The 21,763-nt window shown below is 61.6% G+C and carries 24 protein-coding genes and 1 pseudogene; 14 read left to right on the forward strand and 11 right to left on the reverse strand.

The features are described 5' to 3' along the window. Positions 1 to 38: 38 nt before the first annotated feature. The 8 genes from H0I86_RS16735 to H0I86_RS32365 all read left to right on the forward strand — a co-directional run bounded on the left by H0I86_RS16735 (position 39) and on the right by H0I86_RS32365 (position 6,015). Positions 39 to 1,061, forward strand: coding sequence for an XdhC family protein (locus tag H0I86_RS16735; RefSeq protein ID WP_180921328.1), 1,023 nt, complete (start codon positions 39 to 41; stop codon positions 1,059 to 1,061). A 113-nt stretch (positions 1,062 to 1,174) separates the two neighbouring features. After that, on the forward strand, positions 1,175 to 1,570 hold the full coding sequence (locus tag H0I86_RS16740) for a hypothetical protein (RefSeq protein WP_180921329.1): 396 nt from the start codon (positions 1,175 to 1,177) through the stop codon (positions 1,568 to 1,570). Positions 1,571 to 1,664: 94 nt separating this feature from the next. Beyond that, complete coding sequence (locus H0I86_RS16745; RefSeq protein WP_180921330.1) at positions 1,665 to 2,072, forward strand: hypothetical protein; 408 nt, start codon at positions 1,665 to 1,667, stop codon at positions 2,070 to 2,072. 155 nt (positions 2,073 to 2,227) lie between these two features. Next, positions 2,228 to 2,908: a methyltransferase family protein gene (locus H0I86_RS16750; protein ID WP_180921331.1), complete on the forward strand. Its 681-nt coding sequence runs from the start codon at positions 2,228 to 2,230 to the stop codon at positions 2,906 to 2,908. Beyond that, a complete protein-coding gene (locus H0I86_RS16755; RefSeq protein ID WP_180921332.1) occupies positions 2,905 to 3,174 on the forward strand; it encodes a DUF5676 family membrane protein in 270 nt (89 codons plus the stop codon). Before H0I86_RS16750 ends, H0I86_RS16755 begins: the two co-directional genes overlap by 4 nt. Before the next feature lie 25 nt (positions 3,175 to 3,199). Further along, positions 3,200 to 5,383, forward strand: a complete 2,184-nt coding sequence (locus tag H0I86_RS16760; RefSeq protein WP_180921333.1) for a heavy metal translocating P-type ATPase — start codon at positions 3,200 to 3,202, stop codon at positions 5,381 to 5,383. Continuing rightward, the gene (locus H0I86_RS16765) at positions 5,380 to 5,598 is read left to right on the forward strand and encodes a hypothetical protein (protein ID WP_180921334.1); all 219 of its coding nucleotides are present in this window, start codon (positions 5,380 to 5,382) and stop codon (positions 5,596 to 5,598) included. Before H0I86_RS16760 ends, H0I86_RS16765 begins: the two co-directional genes overlap by 4 nt. A gap of 99 nt (positions 5,599 to 5,697) precedes the next feature. After that, entirely contained in the window at positions 5,698 to 6,015 is a 318-nt protein-coding gene (locus tag H0I86_RS32365; protein WP_180921335.1) for a DUF2933 domain-containing protein, read from the forward strand. A 71-nt stretch (positions 6,016 to 6,086) separates the two neighbouring features. Here H0I86_RS32365 and H0I86_RS16775 read toward each other — a convergent pair whose 3' ends face one another. From H0I86_RS16775 to H0I86_RS16805, 7 genes are read right to left on the reverse strand one after another with little or no spacing between them, the layout of a single operon-like run. Continuing rightward, complete coding sequence (locus tag H0I86_RS16775) at positions 6,087 to 7,454, reverse strand: sensor histidine kinase (RefSeq protein WP_180921336.1); 1,368 nt, start codon at positions 7,452 to 7,454, stop codon at positions 6,087 to 6,089. Then, positions 7,451 to 8,113, reverse strand: a complete 663-nt coding sequence (locus tag H0I86_RS16780) for a response regulator (protein ID WP_009049018.1) — start codon at positions 8,111 to 8,113, stop codon at positions 7,451 to 7,453. Before H0I86_RS16780 ends, H0I86_RS16775 begins: the two co-directional genes overlap by 4 nt. An 11-nt stretch (positions 8,114 to 8,124) precedes the next feature. Beyond that, a complete protein-coding gene (locus H0I86_RS16785; protein WP_180921337.1) occupies positions 8,125 to 8,769 on the reverse strand; it encodes a tetratricopeptide repeat protein in 645 nt (214 codons plus the stop codon). After that, positions 8,766 to 9,575, reverse strand: coding sequence for an SDR family oxidoreductase (locus H0I86_RS16790; RefSeq protein ID WP_180921338.1), 810 nt, complete (start codon positions 9,573 to 9,575; stop codon positions 8,766 to 8,768). The genes H0I86_RS16785 and H0I86_RS16790 overlap by 4 nt, the downstream gene beginning before the upstream one ends. Continuing rightward, positions 9,562 to 10,236 (reverse strand): iron-containing redox enzyme family protein, encoded by a 675-nt coding sequence (locus H0I86_RS16795; protein ID WP_180921339.1) that lies wholly within the window; start codon positions 10,234 to 10,236, stop codon positions 9,562 to 9,564. The genes H0I86_RS16790 and H0I86_RS16795 overlap by 14 nt, the downstream gene beginning before the upstream one ends. Beyond that, positions 10,233 to 11,714 carry an AMP-binding protein gene (locus H0I86_RS16800; RefSeq protein ID WP_180921340.1) on the reverse strand — a complete coding sequence of 494 codons (1,482 nt, stop codon included), beginning with the start codon at positions 11,712 to 11,714 and terminating at the stop codon, positions 10,233 to 10,235. Before H0I86_RS16800 ends, H0I86_RS16795 begins: the two co-directional genes overlap by 4 nt. Next, positions 11,704 to 12,384 carry a thermostable hemolysin gene (locus H0I86_RS16805; protein ID WP_180921341.1) on the reverse strand — a complete coding sequence of 227 codons (681 nt, stop codon included), beginning with the start codon at positions 12,382 to 12,384 and terminating at the stop codon, positions 11,704 to 11,706. Before H0I86_RS16805 ends, H0I86_RS16800 begins: the two co-directional genes overlap by 11 nt. Before the next feature lie 226 nt (positions 12,385 to 12,610). Here H0I86_RS16805 and arcD point away from each other — a divergent pair, with 226 nt between their 5' ends. Together arcD and H0I86_RS16815 are read left to right on the forward strand one after the other, a co-directional pair. After that, positions 12,611 to 14,092, forward strand: coding sequence for an arginine-ornithine antiporter (gene arcD, locus H0I86_RS16810; RefSeq protein WP_180925859.1), 1,482 nt, complete (start codon positions 12,611 to 12,613; stop codon positions 14,090 to 14,092). An 89-nt stretch (positions 14,093 to 14,181) separates the two neighbouring features. Beyond that, complete coding sequence (locus H0I86_RS16815; RefSeq protein WP_180921342.1) at positions 14,182 to 14,724, forward strand: Hsp20/alpha crystallin family protein; 543 nt, start codon at positions 14,182 to 14,184, stop codon at positions 14,722 to 14,724. Between the two features lie 104 nt (positions 14,725 to 14,828). Here H0I86_RS16815 and polX read toward each other — a convergent pair whose 3' ends face one another. Next, positions 14,829 to 16,634, reverse strand: a complete 1,806-nt coding sequence (gene polX / locus H0I86_RS16820; protein ID WP_180921343.1) for a DNA polymerase/3'-5' exonuclease PolX — start codon at positions 16,632 to 16,634, stop codon at positions 14,829 to 14,831. Between polX and H0I86_RS16825 the strand changes: the two genes are divergently transcribed. Together H0I86_RS16825 and H0I86_RS16830 are read left to right on the forward strand one after the other, a co-directional pair. Next, positions 16,633 to 16,797 carry a hypothetical protein gene (locus H0I86_RS16825; protein WP_180921344.1) on the forward strand — a complete coding sequence of 55 codons (165 nt, stop codon included), beginning with the start codon at positions 16,633 to 16,635 and terminating at the stop codon, positions 16,795 to 16,797. The genes polX and H0I86_RS16825 overlap by 2 nt on opposite strands. 116 nt (positions 16,798 to 16,913) lie before the next feature. Next, positions 16,914 to 18,281 (forward strand): erythromycin esterase family protein, encoded by a 1,368-nt coding sequence (locus H0I86_RS16830; protein WP_180921345.1) that lies wholly within the window; start codon positions 16,914 to 16,916, stop codon positions 18,279 to 18,281. Positions 18,282 to 18,301: 20 nt separating this feature from the next. On the opposite strand, the gene H0I86_RS16835 is transcribed toward H0I86_RS16830, so the two are convergent. Then, on the reverse strand, positions 18,302 to 18,961 hold the full coding sequence (locus H0I86_RS16835) for a dienelactone hydrolase family protein (protein WP_180921346.1): 660 nt from the start codon (positions 18,959 to 18,961) through the stop codon (positions 18,302 to 18,304). Continuing rightward, on the reverse strand, positions 18,954 to 19,661 hold the full coding sequence (locus H0I86_RS16840) for a phosphoribosyltransferase (protein WP_180921347.1): 708 nt from the start codon (positions 19,659 to 19,661) through the stop codon (positions 18,954 to 18,956). The genes H0I86_RS16835 and H0I86_RS16840 overlap by 8 nt, the downstream gene beginning before the upstream one ends. 411 nt (positions 19,662 to 20,072) lie before the next feature. Here H0I86_RS16840 and H0I86_RS16845 point away from each other — a divergent pair. Beyond that, positions 20,073 to 20,402 (forward strand): annotated as a pseudogene (locus tag H0I86_RS16845) (phosphoribosyltransferase); the annotation flags it as partial. A 19-nt stretch (positions 20,403 to 20,421) separates the two neighbouring features. Continuing rightward, positions 20,422 to 21,387 (forward strand): ribose-phosphate diphosphokinase, encoded by a 966-nt coding sequence (locus H0I86_RS16850; RefSeq protein ID WP_180921348.1) that lies wholly within the window; start codon positions 20,422 to 20,424, stop codon positions 21,385 to 21,387. 95 nt (positions 21,388 to 21,482) lie between these two features. Here the strand turns inward: H0I86_RS16850 and H0I86_RS16855 are convergent, their stop codons facing one another. Then, complete coding sequence (locus tag H0I86_RS16855; RefSeq protein WP_180921349.1) at positions 21,483 to 21,758, reverse strand: acyl carrier protein; 276 nt, start codon at positions 21,756 to 21,758, stop codon at positions 21,483 to 21,485. Positions 21,759 to 21,763 lie beyond the last annotated feature (5 nt).

A 21,763-nucleotide genomic window follows, 5' to 3' on the forward strand; every position in this document is an offset into this window, starting at 1 on the left:
TTTGCCGGCAGCCCCTTGCATGAACAACAGAGGCCCCCATGGAAAGCATCGATCTACTGGTCCTGAGTACCGCCCATGACTGGCTCCAGGCCGGCCAGCGCGTCCTGCTCGCCACCGTGGCCCGCACCTGGGGCTCCTCGCCCCGCCCCGTGGGTTCGATGATGGCCCTGCGCAGCGATGGTCGGGTGGTCGGCAGCGTCTCGGGAGGTTGTATCGAGGACGACCTGATCCACCGCTACACCAGCGCCTACGCTGGCAACGCCCTGCCGAACGGTCCGCTGCAGGTGGTGCGTTATGGCATCAGCGCCGACGAAGCCCATCGCTTCGGCCTGCCCTGTGGCGGAACCCTGGAACTGATCCTCGAATTCACCCCATCGAGGCCTGCCCTCGGACAACTGCTGGCGCAACTCAACGCCGGCAAGCTGGTACGCCGCAGCCTGGACCTGGGCACTGGCCAGGTGACCCTGGCCACCAGCACGGCGCCGGAGCAGTTCTTCTTCGATGGCCAGCAGATGGTCAACACCCTGGGCCCCGGCTACCGCCTGCTGCTGATCGGGGCCGGCGCGCTGGCCGAATACCTGGCGACCATGGCGCTGTTCAACGGCTTCCGGGTCGCGGTCTGCGACCCCCGCCCCGAATACATCGGCGGCTGGAACGTGGCGGGCGTGGAGCAGTTGGTCGGCATGCCGGACGATGTGGTCCGGGCCTTCGCCCCGGACCTGCGCAGTTGCATCGTCGCCGTCAGCCATGACCCCAAGCTCGACGACCTGGCCTTGCTCGAGGCACTGCACAGCCCGGCCTTCTACATCGGCGCGATCGGTTCGCGGCGCAACAGCCAACTGCGCCGCGAACGCCTGATCGAACACTTCGGCGAGAGCGAAGCCTCGCTCCAGCGCCTGCACGGCCCGATCGGGATCTACATCGGCAGCAAGACACCCGCCGAGATCGCCGTGAGCGTCATGGCCGAGATCCTCGCCGCCAAGAACGGCGTCACCCTGCCCCGCGCCGTCGACGTTTCAAGCGCCAAGCAGGCCCGCGAGCAAGAGGCGCCCGTGGCCTGATCGACACAACCGCTCGGCGGTCAATGGCCGAAGTTTGATTTTGATCAAATTCTCCGTTGCCTTGCTGGCTAGACTGAAAATCAATACGACGTCATAAGTCGAGGTTGTACTTCATGTCCTGGTTCCGCCGTCATCGCCAACGCCTGTTGCACCTCATCCTCGTGGTGTGGGTGTCAGCCATGGGCGTGATGGCCATCCAGGGTTGCCTGTTGCAACCGAATCACGAGATAGCCGCGCCACATCATGCCGAGCAGCGGGTGGCGGATGATCATGCCCTCCACGCCAGTGGTTGCCTGCAAAGCTGTGAGGACACTGTCACGGCGATAAAACCTGCATTGCAGCATCCAGCATTGGACACCCTCCAGTGGGCCGCCCTCTTGCTGTTAACTGCGGCAGTCATACTGGTGCTCGATCCCGCGAAGGAATCCTCCTTTGCCGCCCTTGCACTGAAGCGCCCCGCCCCGCCGAAAGAACCGGCCCGCCTGGCTTTCGTCCGTTTCAACGATTAACCCCCCCTGCTTTCAAACTGGCAGAGCACGGTTTGCGCCGTTTTTCGCGCCTCTGTCATGCCTGCTTATTCCCCCACGAACTCAGGAGTTCATCATGCATAAGCATTCAATATTCGTTCTGGCAACCGTCTTGGCTGGCGGAGCACTCATGGCCTCTGCCGAGGACGCGCATCACCCGGCCGATGCTCCAGGCGGAGCAATCCAGAGCACGGCACCGGCGCCAACGGCCATGACTGACGCCATGACCGAGCAGATGGAGAAAATGCAGGCTGCCCATGACAAGGCCGCGGCGGCTGAAACGCCCGCCGAGCGCCAGGCCGCCCTGCAGGAAGGCATGAAAGCGCTGAAGAACGGCATGGCCATGATGAGCAAGGAGCAGAGTTCCATGGGGTGCATGGGGATGTCCGGAGCCAAGGACGGCGCAGGCAAAGGCATGATGGACATGATGATGCAGATGATGGAGCAGCAGTCATCGATGATGGATATGCCCATGAAGAAATGAACCTGATGTGTGTCGCCAAAGAATCCGCCGAGGCGAAGTCACTGGCCGAGCCGATGCTGACTGCCCACTTGTGCAGCTGTTCATGCCCCACGCCACGGCAATCATCAGTAAAGGCACGAACGGCAAACACACCCGGCAAGTGAGGAGCGCCAACCATGAATCATGCTGAACCGGCCTACGGCCTCTGGTCGCTGGTCATTATCAATTCATTAGTGTTTATCTTGTTCGCCTTCAGCTTCACCCGGCCCAGGACGAACCGCGATTGGCGCTCCTTTGGCATGTTCTCGGCGTTCCTGGTGGCGCTGTTTAGCGAAATGTACGGGTTTCCGCTGACGATCTACCTGCTGATGCCCTGGCTCACGCGCAACTTCCCTGGCATAGACTTCCTTTCGCACGACGCCGGGCATTTGCTCGAAATGGCCATGGGCTGGAAGGTCAATCCGCACTGGGGGCCATTCCACATTCTCAGCAACTTGCTGATCGCCGGCGGCTTCTGGTTATTGGCGGCCGCCTGGCGTGTGCTCTACAAGGCCCAAAGTACCGGGCAACTGGCGCTCGACGGGCCCTATGCGCGGATCCGTCACCCGCAGTACGTCGGCTTCGTGCTGATCATGTTCGGTTTTCTGTTGCAGTGGCCTACCTTGATCACCCTGGTGATGTTTCCAATCCTCCTGGTGGTCTACGCCAGGCTGGCGAAGCGGGAAGAACAGGAGATGCTTGCGCATTTCGGCGATACCTACCGCACTTACTCGCAACAGACGCCGGCATTCCTGCCCTGGTCAGCCCCTCACAGTCCCCCTACTGGTGCCCCTCCAGGCCCAGGAGGACAGTCATGAACGCTCCCTGGAAAACCGGCATTTCTCTGGCCCTGACCATGGCCATTTCCTACACCATTTGTGCGCTGCTCTATGCGCTGTGGCCGGCGCAGGGTGTCGCCTTTCTCAGTGCCTTGTTCCATGGCCTCGACTTTGCTCGCCTCCAGGCGCCACAGGACTACAGCGTGGCGACGTTCGTCGGGCCGCTGCTGGTCTTGAGTGCGTGGGGCGCAATCGTCGGCACCTTGTTCGCGTGGCTGTCCAACAAGCTCCATGGCCGGCCCTGATAACCGCTTCGAGCAGGAGGCCGCGATGAACCAGTCGCACATGCAGCACAGCCACCATCGGCAAGCGCTTGCATCAGGAACCATGGCGAAGGATCCGATCTGCGGAATGATGGTGGACAAGACCACAGCCTTGTCACGAGAGCGTGGCGGGCGCCGCTATTACTTTTGCAGCGATACCTGCCTGCGCACCTTCGAGTCGCCAGAACGTGAACTGAAGGCGATGAAAACCCGGGTCACTATCGCCCTGACCGGCGTTCTGGCCTTGGCGCTGCTGCGTGCAGGCGCCTTCATTGCACTGGCGGCGGGCGCCACGCTGCTGACGTGGGCACCGATCCCGGCGCTCCCCTGGTTCACATGGGGCATCTGGCTATTTCTGCTGGTCACACCGGTGCAGTTCATCGGTGGCTGGAGTTTCTACAAGGGGGCGTGGAACGCCATTCGCACCCGTAACATCAACATGGATTTTCTGATCGCCCTCGGCACGTCAGTCGCCTATTTCTACAGCGTCGCGGTGTTGTTCTTCCCGGACGTCCTGCCAGTCAAGGTGGCCGAGCGCGACGTCTATTTCGAGGTGTCGGCGGTCATCATCGCCTTCGTGCTGCTGGGCAGGTACATGGAGGAGATCATCAAGAAGAAATCCTCTGCCGCGGTACGGCGCTTGCTCGATCTCAAACCGGCGATCGCCCATGTGATGCGTGACGGGCAAGAAGTCGACCTGCCTGCCGAGAGCGTCATGGCCGGCGAGTTGCTGATAGTCAAGCCAGGCGAAAAAATCCCCACCGATGGCGACGTGAGTGAAGGCCAGTCCACGGTGGATGAGTCCATGCTGACCGGCGAGTCGATGCCTGTCGACAAACACCCGGGCAGTCCGCTGATCGGAGGCACGCTCAATGGCAGCGGAGTATTGCGTTTCAAGGCGAGCAGGATCGGTGCCGACACCGCGCTGGCGCAGATTATCAAGATGGTCGAGGAGGCGCAGGCCAGCACGGCACAGATCCAGCGGCTGGCCGATCAGGTCACCGGCTACTTCGTGCCGGCAGTGCTGGCGGTCGCGCTGCTGGCCCTGATCGGCTGGTCCCTTGCGGGAAACTTTGCCCAGGGATTATTGGCCTTTATCGCGGTTCTGATCATTTCCTGCCCCTGCGCGCTGGGCGTGGCGACGCCGGCCGCATTAATGGTCGGTGTGGGCAAGGGGGCCGATAACGGCATCCTTATCCGCGGCGGCGAAGTCCTGGAGCGGGCAGAAAAACTGAGGACGGTGGTGTTCGACAAAACCGGCACCATTACCCGAGGCGAACCGAATGTAACCGAAGTCATCACGCTGGGGACCGCGCAGGAAAACGAGGTCTTGATGCTCGCCGCCGCCGTGGAGTCCGGTTCGGAACATCCGCTCGGCGCAGCGATAGTGCGCGCCGCCCGGCATCGTGGCATCCGTTTGCCGCAAGCCACTGGCATCCATGGGATCGCCGGTCACGGCATCGAAGGCCTTGTCGACAGTCAACACATCTGGCTGGGCAACCGGCGATTGTGCGCCCGCCAAGGCATTTCGACCGAAGCGGCCGAGGAGCATCTCATCCGCCTGGAAGCCGATGGCAAGACCTCCATGCTGGTCGGTGCCGATGAACGCCTGCTCGGGGTGATTGCCGTGGCCGATACCATTAAGCCCGAAGCGGCTGAAGCCGTTGCGGCATTGCAGGCAAGCGGCATCAAGGTCGTGCTACTGAGTGGCGATAACCACCGCACCGCCGAAGCGGTCGCGCGCCAGGTCGGCATCGAGCGGGTGATCGCCGAGGTCTTGCCGGATGACAAGGCCGCCGTGATCCGCCAATTGCAAAGCGATGGGCAGGTCGTGGCCATGGTTGGCGATGGTGTCAACGATGCGCCGGCCCTGGCCACCGCCGACATCGGCATTGCCATCGGCTCGGGTTCGGATGTCGCCAAGGAAACCGGCGGCATCATCTTGCTCAAGAACGATGTACGTGACGTGGTCACGGCGATCAAGCTATCCCGCGCGACCATGGTCAAGATTAAACAGAACCTGTTCTGGGCGTTCATCTACAACAGCGTCGGCATTCCAATCGCAGCCTTTGGCCTGCTCAATCCCATCATCGCTGCCGCCGCCATGGCACTCAGCTCGTTGTCGGTGATTGCCAACTCCGCGCTGCTCAGGCGTGCCCGTATTGGCTTGAGCCAGGAGCCCGGATCATGAAGCGCGAAGTTCTTGCAATCTGCCTGCTGGTGAGTGTTGTGGGTATTGCAACAGTGGTTTACCTGTTGGGGCTGACGGGCAAATCGTTTGTCCTGGCCGGGTTATTCCTGCTGTGCCCGGTCTTGGTCGGGGTGCAACTTTTTCGCGGCGTCCGCCAGTTTGACAAGGATATGGCCGAGGCTCATCGGCAACTGAAAAGGAAGAAGCTGCCTTGACATCCGATCCGGCTCAACACTCCAAATGGCCGACGAAGCACAGCAAAACCAGAGGTCTTGCGTCATAACCGTCCCTCCAGCTCCCTCAGGAGTGCTGTCATGAATCAACATAACGTGCCCCAGCATCGCGCAAGAGGTACCAACGGGTACTTTTTAGGCTTCCTTGTCATCATCGGTTATTTCCTGTTCACCGAGCACAAGGCCCATGTCGTTCCGTATCTGCCATTCCTGCTGCTCCTGGCCTGCCCCCTGATGCATGTCTTCATGCATCGTGGGCATGGGCATGGCAGACATGGACACGCTGAAAGGGCTGAACATGACAGTGGCTGTGGCCATCACCCCAGCGGCACTGGCAATGACCAGGAACATACGGGCCTACCCGACGGCAACAGGAAGTACCCCGACCGCCCTGCATGACGGATTCGTCGTACCTGCGCAATGCAACGAAGCTCATCGAGCTTCAGTTGGCGTTGTGCGGCCTGGCTGCATTAAAAGCGACGAATCTCCAACGTCGCCCGCAGCCCGCCAGCGTGGCGATTCTCCAGTCTGACCCGCCCGCCAAGGCGCGCTGCGATGGCCTGCACGATAGTCAGCCCCAACCCTGCTCCCTGAGCGTTTCCGCGGCTATAGAAACGTTCGAAGAGCCGCTCGCGTTCAGCCTCATCGATTCCCGGCCCCTGGTCTTCGACGGACAGTTCGTAGTGATCCTGTTGCTTGGCCAGTCGCACCCTGATCAGTCCGTGGGGTGGCGAAAAGTTTGCCGCATTGGTCACCAGGTTGTTCAAGGCGATATCGATGGCGGCCGCGTTACCCCTGACCCGGCCGATGTCTTCGGCGACATCGAATGCCAGCTCGAGCCCCTGGTTCAACAACCAGGGCGTCAGCTGGGCCAGGCTGTCGCGAACCGTCGCCGCCAGATCGATGCTGGGTGCCGCCTGAGTGTCCGTTTGCGGCTCGATACGAGCCATCGTCAGCAACTGATTGACCAGCCGAGTGGTGCGGTCCACGCCGGCAATCAAATGCTCGAGCGATTCACGGCGATCCTCCTCGCTCCCCTCCTCCATCAGGTTCTGCGCATGCACCCTGAGCACCGCCAAAGGAGTGCGCATTTCATGGGCGGCGTCAGCGATAAAGCGCCGTTCACGGCCCATGACTTCCTGGATCTGTGCCAGCACCCGGTTGAGGGCCGCCTGCATGGGCTCAAGCTCGGTGGGCAGTGGCATCAACTGCAACGGTTCGAGAGAGCCGGGATGCCTCGCGCGCAGCGTCGCCGCCATATCCTCCAGCGGTTTCAAGCCCCAGCCGATTGCCAGCCAGATCACCGCGGCGAGCATCAGGGCGCCAAGCAGATTAGGGACAACGGTGTGACGAACAATCCGATCCACCAGGTCGGCACGCACATCGTCCCGCTCACCGACCCATATCTTCAGGCCGTATTGCGTGTCATCCAGGGTGAATGCCCGCCATTTACGGCTACTTGGATCGGTCACGTCACTGAAGCCGGGCGCGGCCGACGCCGCGGCAAAGGCCGGCGCGCTCAAGGTGTGGACCAACAGCTCGCCCTGGGCGTTCCAGACCTGGAACGCGATCTTGCTTTCATAGGGGTGGCCATCGACTTTGGGGGCTGCCTGGCCCAGCGCCTGGTTGAACGCCTGATACAGCTCGGCGTGCTCCTTGCTGGCCATCGGCATGCGCATGATCCCTTGTAGCAGGCGAGCGTTCTGAGCCAGCTGGGCGTCGTAGACCTCGTCTATTTCATGATTGCTGTCGTGCAGATTGAGCACGGTCATGATCAGCAGGCCAAGGAACAACAGCCCGAGGATCAACCTCAGGGTACGACGCCTGATGGAGGTCATGGGCGCCCTTCCACCAGGTAACCGACGCCCCGGACGGTCCGGATCAGATGGCTGGAAAACTTCTTGCGCAGGTGGTGGATATGCACTTCCAGGGTGTTGCTTTCCGCCTCCTCGCTCCAGCCGTAGAGCAACTGCATCAGGTGGTCGCGGGTGATCACGCGGCCAGGCGGCGACAACAATTCGTGGAGCAGTTGGTATTCCTTGGGGGTCAGGGCCACCGGCTCGCCCAGATAGCTGACTTGCTGGGTGCCGGGGTTCAGGCTGATGCCTGCATGCTCGATCAGCATCTGGGCACGGCCGGCGCTGCGCCGCAGCAAGGCGCGCAGGCGTGCCTTGAGCTCGGCCAGGTCGAAGGGCTTGATCAGGTAGTCGTCGGCCCCGGCGTCGAGCCCGGCGATGCGGTCTTCCGTGGCATCCCGGGCGGTGAGGATCAGCACCGGGAGGTTGCAGCCACTGTCACGCAGGCGCCGCAGCACATCCAGGCCGTCCATGCGCGGCAGGCCGAGGTCGAGCACGGCCAGGTCAAAGGTTTCGCTGAGCAGCGAATGCAAGGCGCTGCTCCCATCCTGCAGCCAGTCGACGGTGTAGCCCTCGCGCTCCAGGGCATGCTGGATCCCCTCGCCGAGGGCCACGTCATCCTCAATCAGTAGTAAGCGCACACGGACTCCTGTCAGTTGAGTTTCTTGTTCACGTCCACCAGCAGTGCCTCGATTTCCTTGCGGCGCCCGGCGTCGGCGGTTTCCCGGCCGGGCCTCGGGGCTGCCCGCAGGGCCTTTTGCAGCGCGTCCCGGGCTTCGCCGTAGCGTTTTTGACGGTAGAGATGATCGCCCCAGAAATACAGACTGTCGATGCCATTCGGGTTCACCTGCAAGGCCTGCTTGAGTAACTGTTCGGCTTTTTCCGCGTCGCCGAAGCCGATGGGCCAGCCCGGCACCCGGTCGTACAGTGCTGCCAGGCTCGTGTAGGCCGAGCCTTGCAGGGCCTGGGGGTCCAGGGCCATGGCTTTTTCCAGGTAGCCCTTCGCCGCCTTGGCCTTGCTCAGCGCGCCGAGACCACCCTGGGCGCCGGCCCAGCTGCTGGTGACGATGCCGGACCAGATCCAGGCTTCGGCCAGCGATTGACGCTCCTGGGTGAACGCGGAGGCCTGGCTGGCCAGTTGTTCGAACGCGGCGCTGCGCTGCTCTTCCGGGAGTTCGTATTGGATGTGTGCCCAGCGTTGCTGGATACCGTTCAGGTGTTGCTGGTCGGCGGGCTCCAGCGCCCAGACGCTCTGGCCCAAGGCCCCCAGCAGCAGACCAATGATGAGTTTTTTCATGGTTTGAGATGCTCGTTATCAGGTTTCTGGCTCAGGCGACGGATCAACGGCAACTGCTTGCGCAGGCCGCGGTCCACCAGATTGGGCAGCAGGCTGTTGAGGCGCATGAAAAAGCGCTCCGGCCAGCCCAGGTAAAGGTCACGGCGGTCACCGGCGATGGCGTGGATCACCGCCGAGGCGACGGTCTGCGGATCGTCGACATTGGACTTGAGGGCGTCATTCAAGGCCTGGGCCGCCGGACTGTTCATGCTGGTATGGGTGGCCCGTGGCGCGACATACAGGACGCCGACCCGGGTGTCTGCCAGTTCCCGGCGCAGGGCTTCGGAAAACCCGCGCAAGGCAAACTTGGTGGCGCAATAGACGGCGTAACCGGGGTAGCCGATGGAGCCGTAGGTCGAGCCGACGTTCACCACCATCGCGCTCTCGGCTTGCTTGAGCAGTGGCAGCAAGGTCTTGGTCAGGCAGACCGGCGCGCCGATGTTCACCGCCAGCATCGCATTGATGTCGCTGTCATCGAGCTGTTCAAGCATGGCGAAGTGATTGACCCCGGCGGCATTGATCAGCAGGTTGATGTCGCCCATGGCCTGCGCGGCGGTCAGCACTTTGCGCCGGTCGGCGAGAAAGGTCAGGTCCGCCGCCACCCAGCACAACTGGCTGGGATAACGGGCGAGCAAAGGCTCCAGGGGGTCGCGCCGGCGCGCCACCGCCAGGACCTTGGCGCCACTGGCGCACAGGGCGCCGGCGATCGCCAGACCAATGCCGCCGCTGGCCCCGGTCAGCACTACGCGAGCGTCAGACAGGCGCATGCAGCGCCTCCCCGCCGCGGGGCAAGCCGCGGAACATGTCAGTGTAAAGCCTGTAGACCACCTTGGACGCATGAATGACCGCAGCCTGGTCGGCCGGATCGTCGAGGGTGTCCATCAGCCGGCGGTAGGTCTGCATGTGCTCGACATCCAGCGAGCCATGGGAGCTGAGGTAGCTGAAGGCTGTTTCCGGCAAGCCCAGGCGCTGGCGAATGCTGCCAGCGGCATGGGTGGCCAGGGCAATGCTGGTGCCCTCGAGCACATTGACCATGCCGAACAGCCCCACCGGATTGTCCCGGGCGATCAGGTCGTAGAGAAAGCTGACCATCAACTCGATTGGCAAGGAGGGACGACCGTTGCGCACCTCGTCCCTGTCGCCGCCGCAGGCCTCGATGTCATCGAGCACCCATTGTTCATGGCCGTATTCATCCTCGATGTACTCGCACACTGCTTTGCGCAGCCACTCCAGGCGCAGCGGCAGGCGTGCACCGCAGGCCATCATCAAGGGCACGGTGTGACGCACGTGGTAATAGGCCTGCGCCAGGAAGGCCCGGTAGCTTTCCAGGCTGACCTGGCCCTGCAGGGCGTCGAGAATGATCGGCAGGTTGAACAGCTCGTTACGTTCCTGGTGGGTAGCTTCTTGCAGGCGGTCAAAAAAACTCATGATGCGGATTCCTCGCAAGGTAGGGATTCGGTCAGTTGCGCCCGGTAACGCTCGACGATGGCGTCGCGACGCGGCCGGCCATTGGCGGTCAGCAGGCCATTGGCAAAGGTGAAGGGCTGATCCAGGCGGGCCCAGTGGTGGACCTGGGCGTAATCGGGCAAGGCCTCGTTGGCCTCGGTCACGGCGGCGGCCAGTTCATCGTCGGTGCAGTCCGGGCGATGGGGCCAGAGCAGCGCGCGGTTGCGCGGCATGGCTTCGCCGTAGACGAAGGCCTGGGCGATATGGCGGCGCTGGGTCAATTCGGCCTCGACCCATTCCGGGTTCACGTTGCGGCCGAAACTGGTGACGAACTGATGCTTCTTGCGCCCCTTGAGGTAAAGAAAGCCATCGGGGTCGAACTCGCCGAGATCGCCGCTGGGCCACCATTGATCGGTGTGCGGCGGTTCGCCCAGGTAGCCGAGCAAGGTCGAACCCTTGATCAGCACTTCGCCGTCTTCGGCCAGGCGGACCTGCACATGGGGCAGCGGCTGGCCGACACTGCCGGGATGGTTCGCCTCCGGTCGGTTGAGGCAGACCACCGATGCGCATTCGGACAGGCCGTAACCTTCATACACCGGCAGGCCGACGCGCTGCGCACGCTGCAGCAGCGCCGCAGAAACCCGTGCCCCGCCCACCGCGGCAAAACGCAGCGTGCCGGGGTTGAAGGCTTTGTGTTCGGCGGCGCTGACCAGCACCTGCAACAGCTGCGGCACCAGGATCAGGCTCTGGGGCGCACGGCTGGCCAGGCAACCGAGCAGGCGCGGTACATCAACGCCACTGGCACCCTGGATGCCCAGGGTTTTCTGGCTGGGCAGGCTCAGGGTCACGCCGGCATACAAGGCGGCATAGCAGCCAAGGTTTTCCAACAGGATCGCCAGCGGCAGAAGCGCAAGGTGGTGCTGCGGATCCGCCGGTTTGCTGGCCCGGTCCAGTTCGCGAGCGACCCGCAGAAGGCTCTCGGCGCTCAGGCACACGCCTTTGGGAGTGCCAGTGGTGCCCGAGGTGAAGGTCAGTTTGGCGGTGCCTTGCAGCATCCGGCCCGGGCCACTGAAGGCGCGCCGCCAGAAGGTTGCGGTTTGCGTGTATCCGGCCGCTTTCAGCTCGGCGTCCAGCTCCGGCTCGGCAATCACCCAGCCTGCCTGGCTCTGTTCCAGGCAATGGGCGCGCTGGGCCGGGCTGAAGAACGGCGGCAATAGCACGCACGTCAAGCCTTCGAACAGCACGGCCAGGTCCCAGAGCATGGCTTCGACGCCATTGTCCAGGGCGAGGGCAACCACCTTGGCGCCTTCGTCGCGCAAACGCTGTTGGCGCTGCATCACTTGCGCGTACAGCGTGGCGTAGTCCAGCTTCAGGTGATCGCCCCACAAGGCAATGGCATTGGGCCTGTGCTCGGCATGGTCACCTAGAACCTGCTTGAAGCGCTCCCTTTCAGGCGACATGGCTGGCCTCTGCAAAAGACGACGGCAACCCGAGGCGATCGAACATCCCGATGTTGCGTAGATGAATGAAACCGGCGCGAATGTTGCCAACGTGCACCCAAGGCTTGCTCTCGTAATAGCTGCCCCAGCTGTGTCGCTCATCGCCCAGCCGCTGTGGGTCGGCGGCACAGAGGGTCACGGGTTTCAGGCCCAGGCGATGAAAGCTGTTCACCAGCCCGATGTTGCCGGTGAACGCCACCCATTCCAGGTCCCCCATGGCCAGCAGGTAGGTCATGGCGATGATGCTCAGCCGTGCACTGCCCGTATCGCTGGCGGCCAGGTTGCCGACCTCGACGATGCCCGCCCGGTCCACGGCGCGATCGGCTGCTGCGCTGATCAGCGGCTCGATCGGATCGTCCAGATAGCGCTCCAGGAACAGTTGCTCGTGGCTTGCCAGGCGCACGCCGGCCACCGCACAGAGTTCACCCGATGCAATGTTGCGCATGCCAAACAGCTGCGGCATGAAATGACGGATGTCGGCACCGTGGGCCTTGCGGAAACGGCGCTGGATAAAGGCTTCGAAGAGCGGACGCTGAGGCTCGTCCGGCAAGGCCCTGGCAAGGCACATCGGCGGCGCTTCGGCTTGGCCGAAGTGCAAAGGCAGAGGGATGTGCCAGTCATGATCAGGCATGGATGGATGCCTCCCTGGGTAAGTTCGGGAGGAGTATCGGGGGCGTTTCTTAACGGAATCTGAAGGTGGCGAAACGATCCGGCAGGACGGCCGGGGCGACGAAATGCTTTCCGGCTTCTGACCTAAATCAAACACGAACCGGTCATTCACGCAGAAATTGACATCCAGTGTTCGCGCCATCGCATTCGCGATGAGCGTAGAACCTCTTTTCTCGTGGAGGCTTCTCATGGCTACGCACCTGCACGGCACGCAACCTATTGGCCCTCACCCGCTTGCTGGCAGTGTGCGGAAAGTGGAGCCCAAGCGTTTTTCCCTGAGCCTGCTGATTGCCCTGGTGGTCGGCTCGATGATTGGCAGCGGCATTTTCAGCCTGCCACAGAACATGGCGGCCAATGCGGGGGCCGGGGCGATCCTGATTGGCTGGTCGATTACGGGCGTCGGCATGCTGTCGTTGGCCTTGGTCTATCAGACCTTGTCCAACCGCCAACCGACACTGGATAACGGTGTGTTCGCCTATGCCCACGCCTTAGGGGGTGAGTTCCTCGGTTTCAACTCGGCCTGGGGCTATTGGATCAGCGCCTGGATCGGCAACGTCAGCTACCTGGTGATTCTTTTCGCTGCGTTGAGTTACTTCTTTCCGCTGTTCGGCGAAGGCAACAACAAAGCGGCGATTGCCGGTGCATCGGTGGTGCTTTGGGTGTTGCACTGGATGATCCTCAGGGGAATGCGCACCGCGGCACGGGCCAACGCATTCACGACATTGGCCAAGATCGTGCCTTTGCTGTTGTTTATCGGACTGGTGATTGCAGCTTTCCGGAGTGAAACCTTCAGGACGGACTTCTGGGGGACTCCCGCGCTGGGTAGTACCCTGGAGCAGGTCAAAAGCACCATGCTGGTGACCGTCTGGGTCTTTATCGGGATCGAAGGCGCCAATGTATTCTCCGCCCGTGCCGCGGAACGGGCCAATGTCGGCCGCGCCACCGTCATCGGTTTTGTCATCACCCTGCTGTTGCTTATTGCGGTGTCCCTGCTGTCGCTGGGCATCCTCAAGCAGCCCGAACTGGCAGCTCTGAAAAACCCCTCGATGGCGGGCGTGCTCGAGGCGGCAGCCGGGCCATGGGGAGCGATCCTGATCAGTATCGGCTTGATCATTTCGGTCGGAGGCGCCCTTCTCGCCTGGACGCTGCTGGCTGCTGAGTCGGTATTCACCCCGGCCAAGGAAAGGGTCATGCCCGGGATGCTCGCCGCGGAGAATCCCCAAGGCGCCCCGGTCAATGCACTGTGGACCACCAATGGCTGCATTCAGCTGTTTTTGCTGCTGACGCTGTATTCGAGCGCCAGTTACCTTGCCCTGATCTCCCTGGCCACTTCGATGATTCTGCTGCCGTATCTGTTCAGTGGCTTGTATGCGCTGAAGCTGACCTGGCAGGGCCAGACCTACGCCGGGCACAGGGCGCTCCAGCTGCGCGACATGGCCATCGCTTCGGTCGCCACGCTGTATTGCCTGTGGCTGTTGTATGCCGCCGGCCCTAAATACATGTTGCTCAGCGCGTTGCTCTACGCCCCAGGATCATTGATTTACCTGGCGAGCATGAAGTCTCGCCAGGGGCAAGCGCTCAATGGCCCCGAAACCGCATTGTTGATCATCATCTGGACGGCGGCAGCCTTCGCCGGCCGGATGTTGTGGACCGGGACCCTGGCTTTGTAAAGCCATGGCCCACGCGCTGTTCTGTTCAGGGTGGACTGGTGTCCAGGACGTCCGCAGCCTGCCCTTTTATCCAAGAGGAGTAGTGAAAAATGAGCAATTCCATGAAGAAAGTGCCAGTAACGACTGAAGACAAAGCCCGTCAGCCATCGCTGACGACAGACCTCTGGCGGCCCCTGGAAAAACTGCGGCAACAGGTCGATCACCTGTTCGAAGATTTCAATCGCGGCTCCGGTCTGTCGCCCTTCAGCCGCGGATTGTTCGATGTCGAGCCGCTCTGGCGGCGCGAACTGATCGGCCATGGCCTGCCCGCCGTGGACATTACCGAGAAAGACAAGAGCTTCGAGATCTCCGCCGAACTGCCGGGCATGGATCAGAAGAACATCGAGCTCAAGCTGTCCAACGGCTGCCTGATCATCAAGGGAGAAAAGAAAGAGGACAAGGAAGAGAAAAGAAAAGGCTATCACCTCAGCGAGCGTCACTATGGCTCCTTCGAGCGGGTGTTCAACCTGCCCAAAGGTGTCGACGCCGATAAGATCGAAGCCAGTTTCAGCAAAGGCGTGCTGAGCATCTCGCTGCCGAAAAAGCCCGAAGCCATGAAGGCCGAGAAAGTCGTGCCGATCAAAGCCGATTGAATCCGGGCCAGCCTGCCCCTTGTCGGGAAACCGGCATGGGGCTTTTTTGTTGTCAACGCCATGGATGAGAAAGCTAGTCGGATACGGTGAGCTCGCCCCGACCGTCAGTCAGCTGTGGCTGGAATAAGCTGCAGAATCCGTTTGAGTTCGATCAGCGAACGGGTATTGAGCACGTCGTTTTTTTTCAGCCAGGCGCGGCGAGCCTGAGCGACCCCATAACGCAAGTGGGTAAAGTCGGCGGTGCGATGGGCATCCGAGTTGATGCTGATGAGCACCCCCTCCTCCTTGGCGTATTGGCACTGCAGATCGAACAGGTCCATGCGTTGCGGCTGTGCATTGAGCTCCAGACAACAACCGCGCTGAGAGGCTGCCTTGATGATTGCCGGCAGATCCACATCCAGAGGGGCGCGCTCATTGATCAGTCGACACAGCGGATGCGCCAGAATCGTGAAGTAGCGATGATCCATGGCCCTTAGAAGGCGTTGGGTTTGTTGACGCCGAGTCAGGCCGAAATGACTGTGGACGGCCCCCACCACCAGGTCCAGGCGTCCCAGAATATCATCCGGCAGATCCAGGCTTCCCTCTTCAAGAATGTCCACCTCGATCCCTTTGAGCAAGGTTATGCCTTGCAGGTTGGCGTTGAGTGCGTCGATCTGCTCGATCTGCTTCAACAACCGGTCTGCATCCAGGCCATGGGCAACTCTGAGGGAGCGTGAATGTTCGGTGATCGCCAGATACTCCAGCCCCGCTGCCCGTGCCGCAAGCGCCATCTGCTCCAGACTGTTGCCGCCATCCGAAGCGAGAGTATGGGCATGCAAGTCCCCTTTCAGGTCGCCCGGTTCGATCAACCTGGGTAATCGATTCGCTTGTGCCGCTGCAATCTCGCCCCGATCCTCACGCAACTCCGGGGTGATCCACGGCAGGCCCAGTGCGTGATAAACCGCAGCTTCAGTGGCGCTGGCCACACATTTCCTGGCCTTGAATACGCCATATTCGCTGAGCTTGAACCCTTGCCGCCGGGCCTTCTGGCGAAGCGCGATGTTGTGTGCCTTGCTGCCGGTGAAATACACCAATGCGGCACCATACACCGCAGGCTCGACCACACGCAGATCCACCTGCGTGCCTGAACCCAGAGTCACGCTGGCGCGCGCGTGGCCTTGCACCAGCACGGTGGAAATCTCGGGATGGCTGATGAACCCTGCAACGACCTCCACCGAAGGCTGCGCGGCGACGAGGATATCGATATCGCCTACGGTATCGCGCATGCGGCGCAAGCTTCCGGCAACCGTTGCTTTCTCGACGCCCGGAATCTGTTGCAGGTACTCGGTCAATCGCTGCGCCACAGGGGCGACAAAGGCTATCGGCGAACGACGGTCCTTGCCGATCCCCTTCTGGGCGGCCAGCAACAACCGGGCCTCCATTTTCTCGCCGAAGCCGGGTACATGGCGAATCCTCCCCTGCCTGGCGGCCTCGCACAATTGCGCCACGTTTTCGACACCCAGATCGTGATAAAGGTGTTTGACCCGCTTGGGGCCCAATCCGGCAATGGACAACAGGTCAACCAGCCCCGGCGGCAATGTCGATCGCAACCGCTGGTGTAGAGAACAATCGCCGGTGCCGACGATTTCGTTGATCTTGCCAGCCAGGTCGACCCCGATACCGGAAAGCTTTGGCTGCGACTCGCCACGCGCAATGCTCTTCGCCAGGTCGAAGGTCAGGGCCCTTAGAGTCCGCGCAGCATTACGGTAGGCACGGATCCGGAAGATATTGGCGTCCTCGATTTCCAGCAAGTCGGCAATATCGTCAAAAACCGCGGCGATGTAATCATTATCGATAATCTGGCTGCCCTGGGCCGAGGAACGTGGCAACGCTGGCAATGGCGTTTGAGGAGGCACGGCAGGGAGCTTCATGGCGCAATCCCGATTCGACGACGGTCATGCAAGCAGTTTTGCCGCCCTTGCTTCCCGGGTATTGATAAAAGTCAGGCAGGGCTTCTTCATCGGCACCGCCTGGTTCCGATTATTGATAAAACTCAAGCGGGCGACGGCAGGCAGGCGTAAAAATGATAAATGAGGCGGCGCAGGCCTGAGACGTTCCTGAGACGTTGAATCAAACGCCTCCGTCTGCGCTTCTGACAGTCGACGTGATGCTGCACGTCGGGTAATCCATCCTTGATGGGAATGACCGTCATGAACACCTCTTCCCAAGACATGCTCGATAGTCTGTACGGCTTGCCTGCGCACATCGACCAGGCAGCCATTACCCCTCTCTTGCGCCAATACGCCGAGCCCCTGCCGGAGCTGAATTCGTCTGCTTTCGGTGAAATGTTCGACCGCTACGCGGATGCGCGCGTGGTGATGATCGGTGAGGCCAGTCATGGCACCAGCGACTTCTATCAAGCCCGGGCAGCAATCACCCGGAGGCTGATCGAGCAGCACGGGTTCAACATCGTTGCCGTTGAAGCCGACTGGCCAGACGCGGGCCATGTCGACCGTTACGTGCGCGGATTGGCACACTCGGCCTGGAAGCGCCATATCTTCAGCCGATTCCCGACCTGGATGTGGCGCAACATCGAAGTGAAGGAGTTCGCCCATTGGCTGCACCAGTTCAACCACCAGCACGCCCCGCAGCGCCGCGTCGAGTTCCGCGGCCTGGACGTTTACAGTTTGCGCAACTCCATTCATGAAGTCCTGAGCTATCTGGACCGGGTCGACCCGCAGTTGGCCCATGAGGCTCGCCGGCGCTATGGCTGTTTGACGCCCTGGCAGGATGATCCGGCGCTGTACGGTCACTTCGTCGAGCGCGGCGGCCTGATGCCGTGTGAGCAGCCAGTGGTCGAACAGCTCAATACCATGCTGACCGAGCAACTGGCCGGGCTCATCAAGGACGACGAGGCGTTCTTCGATGCGGCGCAAAACGCCCGGGTAGTGCTGGCGGCGGAACAATACTACCGCGCGATTTATCGAGGCTCGACAGCCTCCTGGAACCTGCGCGACCGACATATGTTCGACACCTTGCGCGCGCTGCTTGAACACCGAGGCCCGCAAGCCAAAGCCGTGGTCTGGGCACACAATTCCCATATCGGCAATGCGGCGGCCACGGAAATGGGCTGGAAGGGTCAGTTCAATATCGGTCAACTGTGCCGCAGTGCCTTCGGGCGAGATGTCGTTCTGATCGGCATGGGCACCGACCGTGGCCAGGTCGCTGCGGCCGATGACTGGGATGGCGACCTGCTGATCAAGGATATCCGGCCGTCACGCCCAGACAGCTGGGAGTATCAGTTCCTTAAGGTCGGCGTCGCGGCGTCCTTGACCGACTGGCGTGATCCGCAACGAAAAGAACTGCGTCGAGCCCTTTCCAAACCCTTGCTGGAGCGAGCCATCGGCGTGATCTATCGCCCCGAGAGCGAGCGTAGCAGTCACTACTTCGAAGCGGTGCTGGCCGAACAGTTCGACGCCATGATCTGGATCGAGCAAACGAAACCGGTAACGGCGCTGCCACTGCCGAAAAGCCAGGAACTGGAACCGGAAGACGAAACCTTTCCGTTCGGTGTATGAGGCCGGTCAACGAATGCCAGCTATGGAGGGGGGCCGTGCAGATACGTCTCAAACCAGTCGCCAGCAAGCCTGGCGACTTCCTCGAGGGCGCCGGGCTCTTCAAACAGATGCGTGGCGCCAGCCACGACTTCCAGGCGCTGCTCACACCGCAGGGCACGACGGCTCTGGCAATTCAGATCGAACACCACCGGGTCCTGTGCGCCGACGATCTGCAGGGTCGGTGCCTTCACTCGAGACAGCACAGGCCCCGCCAGATCGGTCCGCCCTCCCCGGCTAACCACGGCATGCACCACGTCCGGCCGTGCGGCCGCGGCCAGCAGCGCCGCGGCCGCACCGGTACTTGCGCCGAACAGGCCGATCCGCAGAGATTGCAACTCCAGGTCCCGACCGATCCAGTCGATCACCTCAATCAGTCGCCTGGCAAGCAATTCGATATCGAAACGCAGCTCCCGGGTCCGGTTATCCAGGCGTTGCTCGGTCTCCGTGAGCAGGTCGAACAGCAATGACCCCAGCCCTCGCAGGGCCAGCGACTCGGCAATGTACCGATTACGCGGGCTTGAACGGCCGCTGCCACTGCCATGAGCGAAGACCACCAGCGCCCTGGCGCCCGGAGGCAGGCGCAAATCGGCTGATAATTCAGTTCCCTGCAGGTCCAGCTGGCGAGATTGAAGTTCAAACATCGCGATACTCCTGGGCCGAGGGACCGGGAATCGATTCCCGCTCCCAGGCTCGCTGCAACAGATCGATGACCTCGGTATCCGACGTCTGGGAAAAATCCAGGTACCAATAGCCGATCGACATCATCCATTCGGGGGTGAGCGGACAGATCAGCTCATCCACTTCGCTACGCAGCGCCTCCACTGTCTCAAGCGGCGCAACCGGCACCGCAATGACGATACGCGCCGGTGCTTGCGCGCGCACCGCGCGAACCGCCGCCAGCATCGAGGCGCCTGTGGCCAGGCCATCGTCGATCAGAATCACCACCTGATCCTTGAGTTGCAACGGTGGACGGCCCTCCCGGTAAACCTGTTCACGACGCAACAACTCCTGCGTTTCCCGTGCGACCACGGCATTGAAACTGGCTTGATCGACCGGATAGGCGCGCAGGGCGTCTTCATTGAGGATTTGAATGCCGCCGCTGGCTATGGCACCCATGGCGAACTCCTCGCGGGAAGGTACGCCCAGCTTGCGGACCAGCATCAGGTCCAGGCGAATGTCCAGGGCCTTGGCCACCTCATAGGCAACCGGAACACCGCCACGGGGCAAGGCGAGGACAATGACATCGGGTCGATGGGCATATTCGAGCAACGGCTCCACCAGGCGGCGTCCGGCATCTGCCCGATCCCGCAAGATGGTTTGCAATGAGAGATCTCTGGACATGAGAAGAACCTCCTCAGGCGATTACGCGGCGCAAGCAGCAGCGCTTGCCATCCAGAATCCTCCGTCGATTCCGCCCTGGCGTTGATATATATCAAGCGCCTGTGCAGCGCTGTCCTGTGGGATGTGCGTCTGCCAATATCCCGGGTTGGCCCTGTCCATATGGGACGACAGGGAGCGCGGGATTCGCGCTCGGGAAATGGCTTCAGCCTTCATTGCACCGCAGTTGATCAATATCAATCGGGTCAAGGCCGAGCGGGTTACGTTGACAAGACTGGACAGCACGGCGCTGTGCTCAGGACTTCGATGCTCGCCGGTCCCTTGGTGGTGTTATGCGCCCCAACGCTTGCGACCATCTGCAATACAGCCCCTTGGCGTCATGATTGTCCCTCCGATTCTCGACAGGAGACCGCCATGCCGAGCCTGCTTGCGAGTCAACGATTGCGGCTGTACGACAGCGATGGACTCGACGGAGTGCTGCGAGTCATGGCACGCCAAGCCGCAACACTGTTGCCACCTGCTCAAGCGGCACTGATTGGCATCCAACGCCGCGGCGAACCTCTGGCGCAGCGTTTGCAGCAACACCTTTCACATCACAACGGTCAGCCGGAACCGCCTCTTTATCCCCTGAAGGTCAAGCGCTATGCCGATGACCTCAAGGTGCTGCACGCCCGCACGGCGTTGACCGAGAACCCATTGCTGGGCGAACTGGACCTCGCCGGTACCACCCTGCTGGTTGTCAATGCGTCAAAGGAGCCAGTACATGCCCTCCGAGCCCCCACTTCTTTTTGCCCTGCAAGGCAGTGAACACTATGCAACCGGCGTCGCGCAGCGGCTTGGCTGCCAACTGGCCCGTCATGAGGAGCGCGACTATGAGGACGGCGAGCATAAATGCCGACCGCTGGAACCGGTCAACGGTCGCGAGGTCGTGGTGTTCCATTCTTTGTATGGGGATGGTCGGCAGAGCGCAAACGACAAGCTGTGTCGCTTGCTGTTCTTTGCTGCAGCACTCAAGGACGCCGGCGCTCGTCAGGTACAGGCAGTGACGCCCTACCTCTGCTACGGGCGCAAGGATCGTCGCAGTCAGCCTCAGGACCCAACGATCACTCGCTATCTGGCGACCCTGCTCGAAGCCTGTGGCGTAGATCGCCTGATTGCCCTGGAGGTGCATAATCCGGCGGCCTTCGACAACGCCTTTCGCATTCCTGCGTGGAACCTGCAGTGCGCGGAGTTGTTCGCCCGGCATTTCGCCAGGCTCGTCGGCGACGCCGAAGTGGTTGCGGTGTCCCCGGACTCCGGCGGCGCCAAGCGAGCCGAGCTGTTTCGTCAGGCTCTGGAGCAACAACTGGGACGTTCGGTAGGCGCTGCCCTGATGGAAAAGCACCGTGACCATGCCACGCTTACCGGGACTCTCCTGGTCGGCGATGTGCGGGGTAAGACAGCCATTATTTTCGACGACCTGATCAGCACGGGCGAAACGCTCAAGCATGCAGGTCTAGCCTGCCAAAAGGCTGGAGCCGTTCGGCTGTTCGCCGCCGCCACCCATGGTTTGTTTACCGCTGGCAGCCATCTGTTCGACAGCGCGCTTTTTGAGCTGATTGCGGTCTCTGACAGCGTGCCTCCATTTCGCCTGTCCGCCGAATGTGCGACCCAATACTTGCACATACTCGACAGCACAGCCCTGATTGCCGCCGTGCTCGCTGAAAGTGGTGCGTTTGATCACGTTTAAGATCGGCCCCGTCGGATCCACTCGCGGCACAACCGATTCGGCGAACCGCTGCTGGACAGCGCCACCCTGGCGAGTTCCCTGCTCTGTTGTCGCCATCAGTCGCCGGTCGAAGGCTCGTCTGCGCAGGGTTTGATCTTGTGCCCAAGATAGTCGATGAGCTTGTCCAGGGTATCCACGTGCTGGTAATCGGTTTCAGCAATCGCCACACCCAGGCTCCGATTCAAAGCCTCAATGAAACGAAGCCAGTCCATGGAGTCCAGATCAACCTCTTCGCGCAGTGGCCGATCAGGGAGTAATTGCCCGGCCTCAAATTCCGGGGCAATGCTTTTCAAGGCGCTCAGTACCTCATTACGGATCATTTGCCGATTCATGTGTC

The sequence above is a fragment of the Pseudomonas chlororaphis subsp. aurantiaca genome (assembly GCF_013466605.1).
In the GTDB taxonomy this organism is placed as follows: Bacteria; Pseudomonadota; Gammaproteobacteria; order Pseudomonadales; family Pseudomonadaceae; genus Aquipseudomonas; species Aquipseudomonas chlororaphis_I.

Coding starts and splice junctions, on each gene's coding strand:
- H0I86_RS16735 (WP_180921328.1), top strand. CDS start 39: ATGGAAAGCATCGATCTACTGGTCCTGAGTACCGCCCATGACTGGCTC.
- H0I86_RS16740 (WP_180921329.1), top strand. CDS start 1,175: ATGTCCTGGTTCCGCCGTCATCGCCAACGCCTGTTGCACCTCATCCTC.
- H0I86_RS16745 (WP_180921330.1), top strand. CDS start 1,665: ATGCATAAGCATTCAATATTCGTTCTGGCAACCGTCTTGGCTGGCGGA.
- H0I86_RS16750 (WP_180921331.1), top strand. CDS start 2,228: ATGAATCATGCTGAACCGGCCTACGGCCTCTGGTCGCTGGTCATTATC.
- H0I86_RS16755 (WP_180921332.1), top strand. CDS start 2,905: ATGAACGCTCCCTGGAAAACCGGCATTTCTCTGGCCCTGACCATGGCC.
- H0I86_RS16760 (WP_180921333.1), top strand. CDS start 3,200: ATGAACCAGTCGCACATGCAGCACAGCCACCATCGGCAAGCGCTTGCA.
- H0I86_RS16765 (WP_180921334.1), top strand. CDS start 5,380: ATGAAGCGCGAAGTTCTTGCAATCTGCCTGCTGGTGAGTGTTGTGGGT.
- H0I86_RS32365 (WP_180921335.1), top strand. CDS start 5,698: ATGAATCAACATAACGTGCCCCAGCATCGCGCAAGAGGTACCAACGGG.
- H0I86_RS16775 (WP_180921336.1), bottom strand. CDS start 7,454: ATGACCTCCATCAGGCGTCGTACCCTGAGGTTGATCCTCGGGCTGTTG.
- H0I86_RS16785 (WP_180921337.1), bottom strand. CDS start 8,769: ATGAAAAAACTCATCATTGGTCTGCTGCTGGGGGCCTTGGGCCAGAGC.
- H0I86_RS16790 (WP_180921338.1), bottom strand. CDS start 9,575: ATGCGCCTGTCTGACGCTCGCGTAGTGCTGACCGGGGCCAGCGGCGGC.
- H0I86_RS16795 (WP_180921339.1), bottom strand. CDS start 10,236: ATGAGTTTTTTTGACCGCCTGCAAGAAGCTACCCACCAGGAACGTAAC.
- H0I86_RS16800 (WP_180921340.1), bottom strand. CDS start 11,714: ATGTCGCCTGAAAGGGAGCGCTTCAAGCAGGTTCTAGGTGACCATGCC.
- H0I86_RS16805 (WP_180921341.1), bottom strand. CDS start 12,384: ATGCCTGATCATGACTGGCACATCCCTCTGCCTTTGCACTTCGGCCAA.
- arcD (WP_180925859.1), top strand. CDS start 12,611: ATGGCTACGCACCTGCACGGCACGCAACCTATTGGCCCTCACCCGCTT.
- H0I86_RS16815 (WP_180921342.1), top strand. CDS start 14,182: ATGAGCAATTCCATGAAGAAAGTGCCAGTAACGACTGAAGACAAAGCC.
- H0I86_RS16825 (WP_180921344.1), top strand. CDS start 16,633: ATGGCGCAATCCCGATTCGACGACGGTCATGCAAGCAGTTTTGCCGCC.
- polX (WP_180921343.1), bottom strand. CDS start 16,634: ATGAAGCTCCCTGCCGTGCCTCCTCAAACGCCATTGCCAGCGTTGCCA.
- H0I86_RS16830 (WP_180921345.1), top strand. CDS start 16,914: ATGAACACCTCTTCCCAAGACATGCTCGATAGTCTGTACGGCTTGCCT.
- H0I86_RS16835 (WP_180921346.1), bottom strand. CDS start 18,961: ATGTTTGAACTTCAATCTCGCCAGCTGGACCTGCAGGGAACTGAATTA.
- H0I86_RS16840 (WP_180921347.1), bottom strand. CDS start 19,661: ATGTCCAGAGATCTCTCATTGCAAACCATCTTGCGGGATCGGGCAGAT.
- H0I86_RS16850 (WP_180921348.1), top strand. CDS start 20,422: ATGCCCTCCGAGCCCCCACTTCTTTTTGCCCTGCAAGGCAGTGAACAC.
- H0I86_RS16855 (WP_180921349.1), bottom strand. CDS start 21,758: ATGAATCGGCAAATGATCCGTAATGAGGTACTGAGCGCCTTGAAAAGC.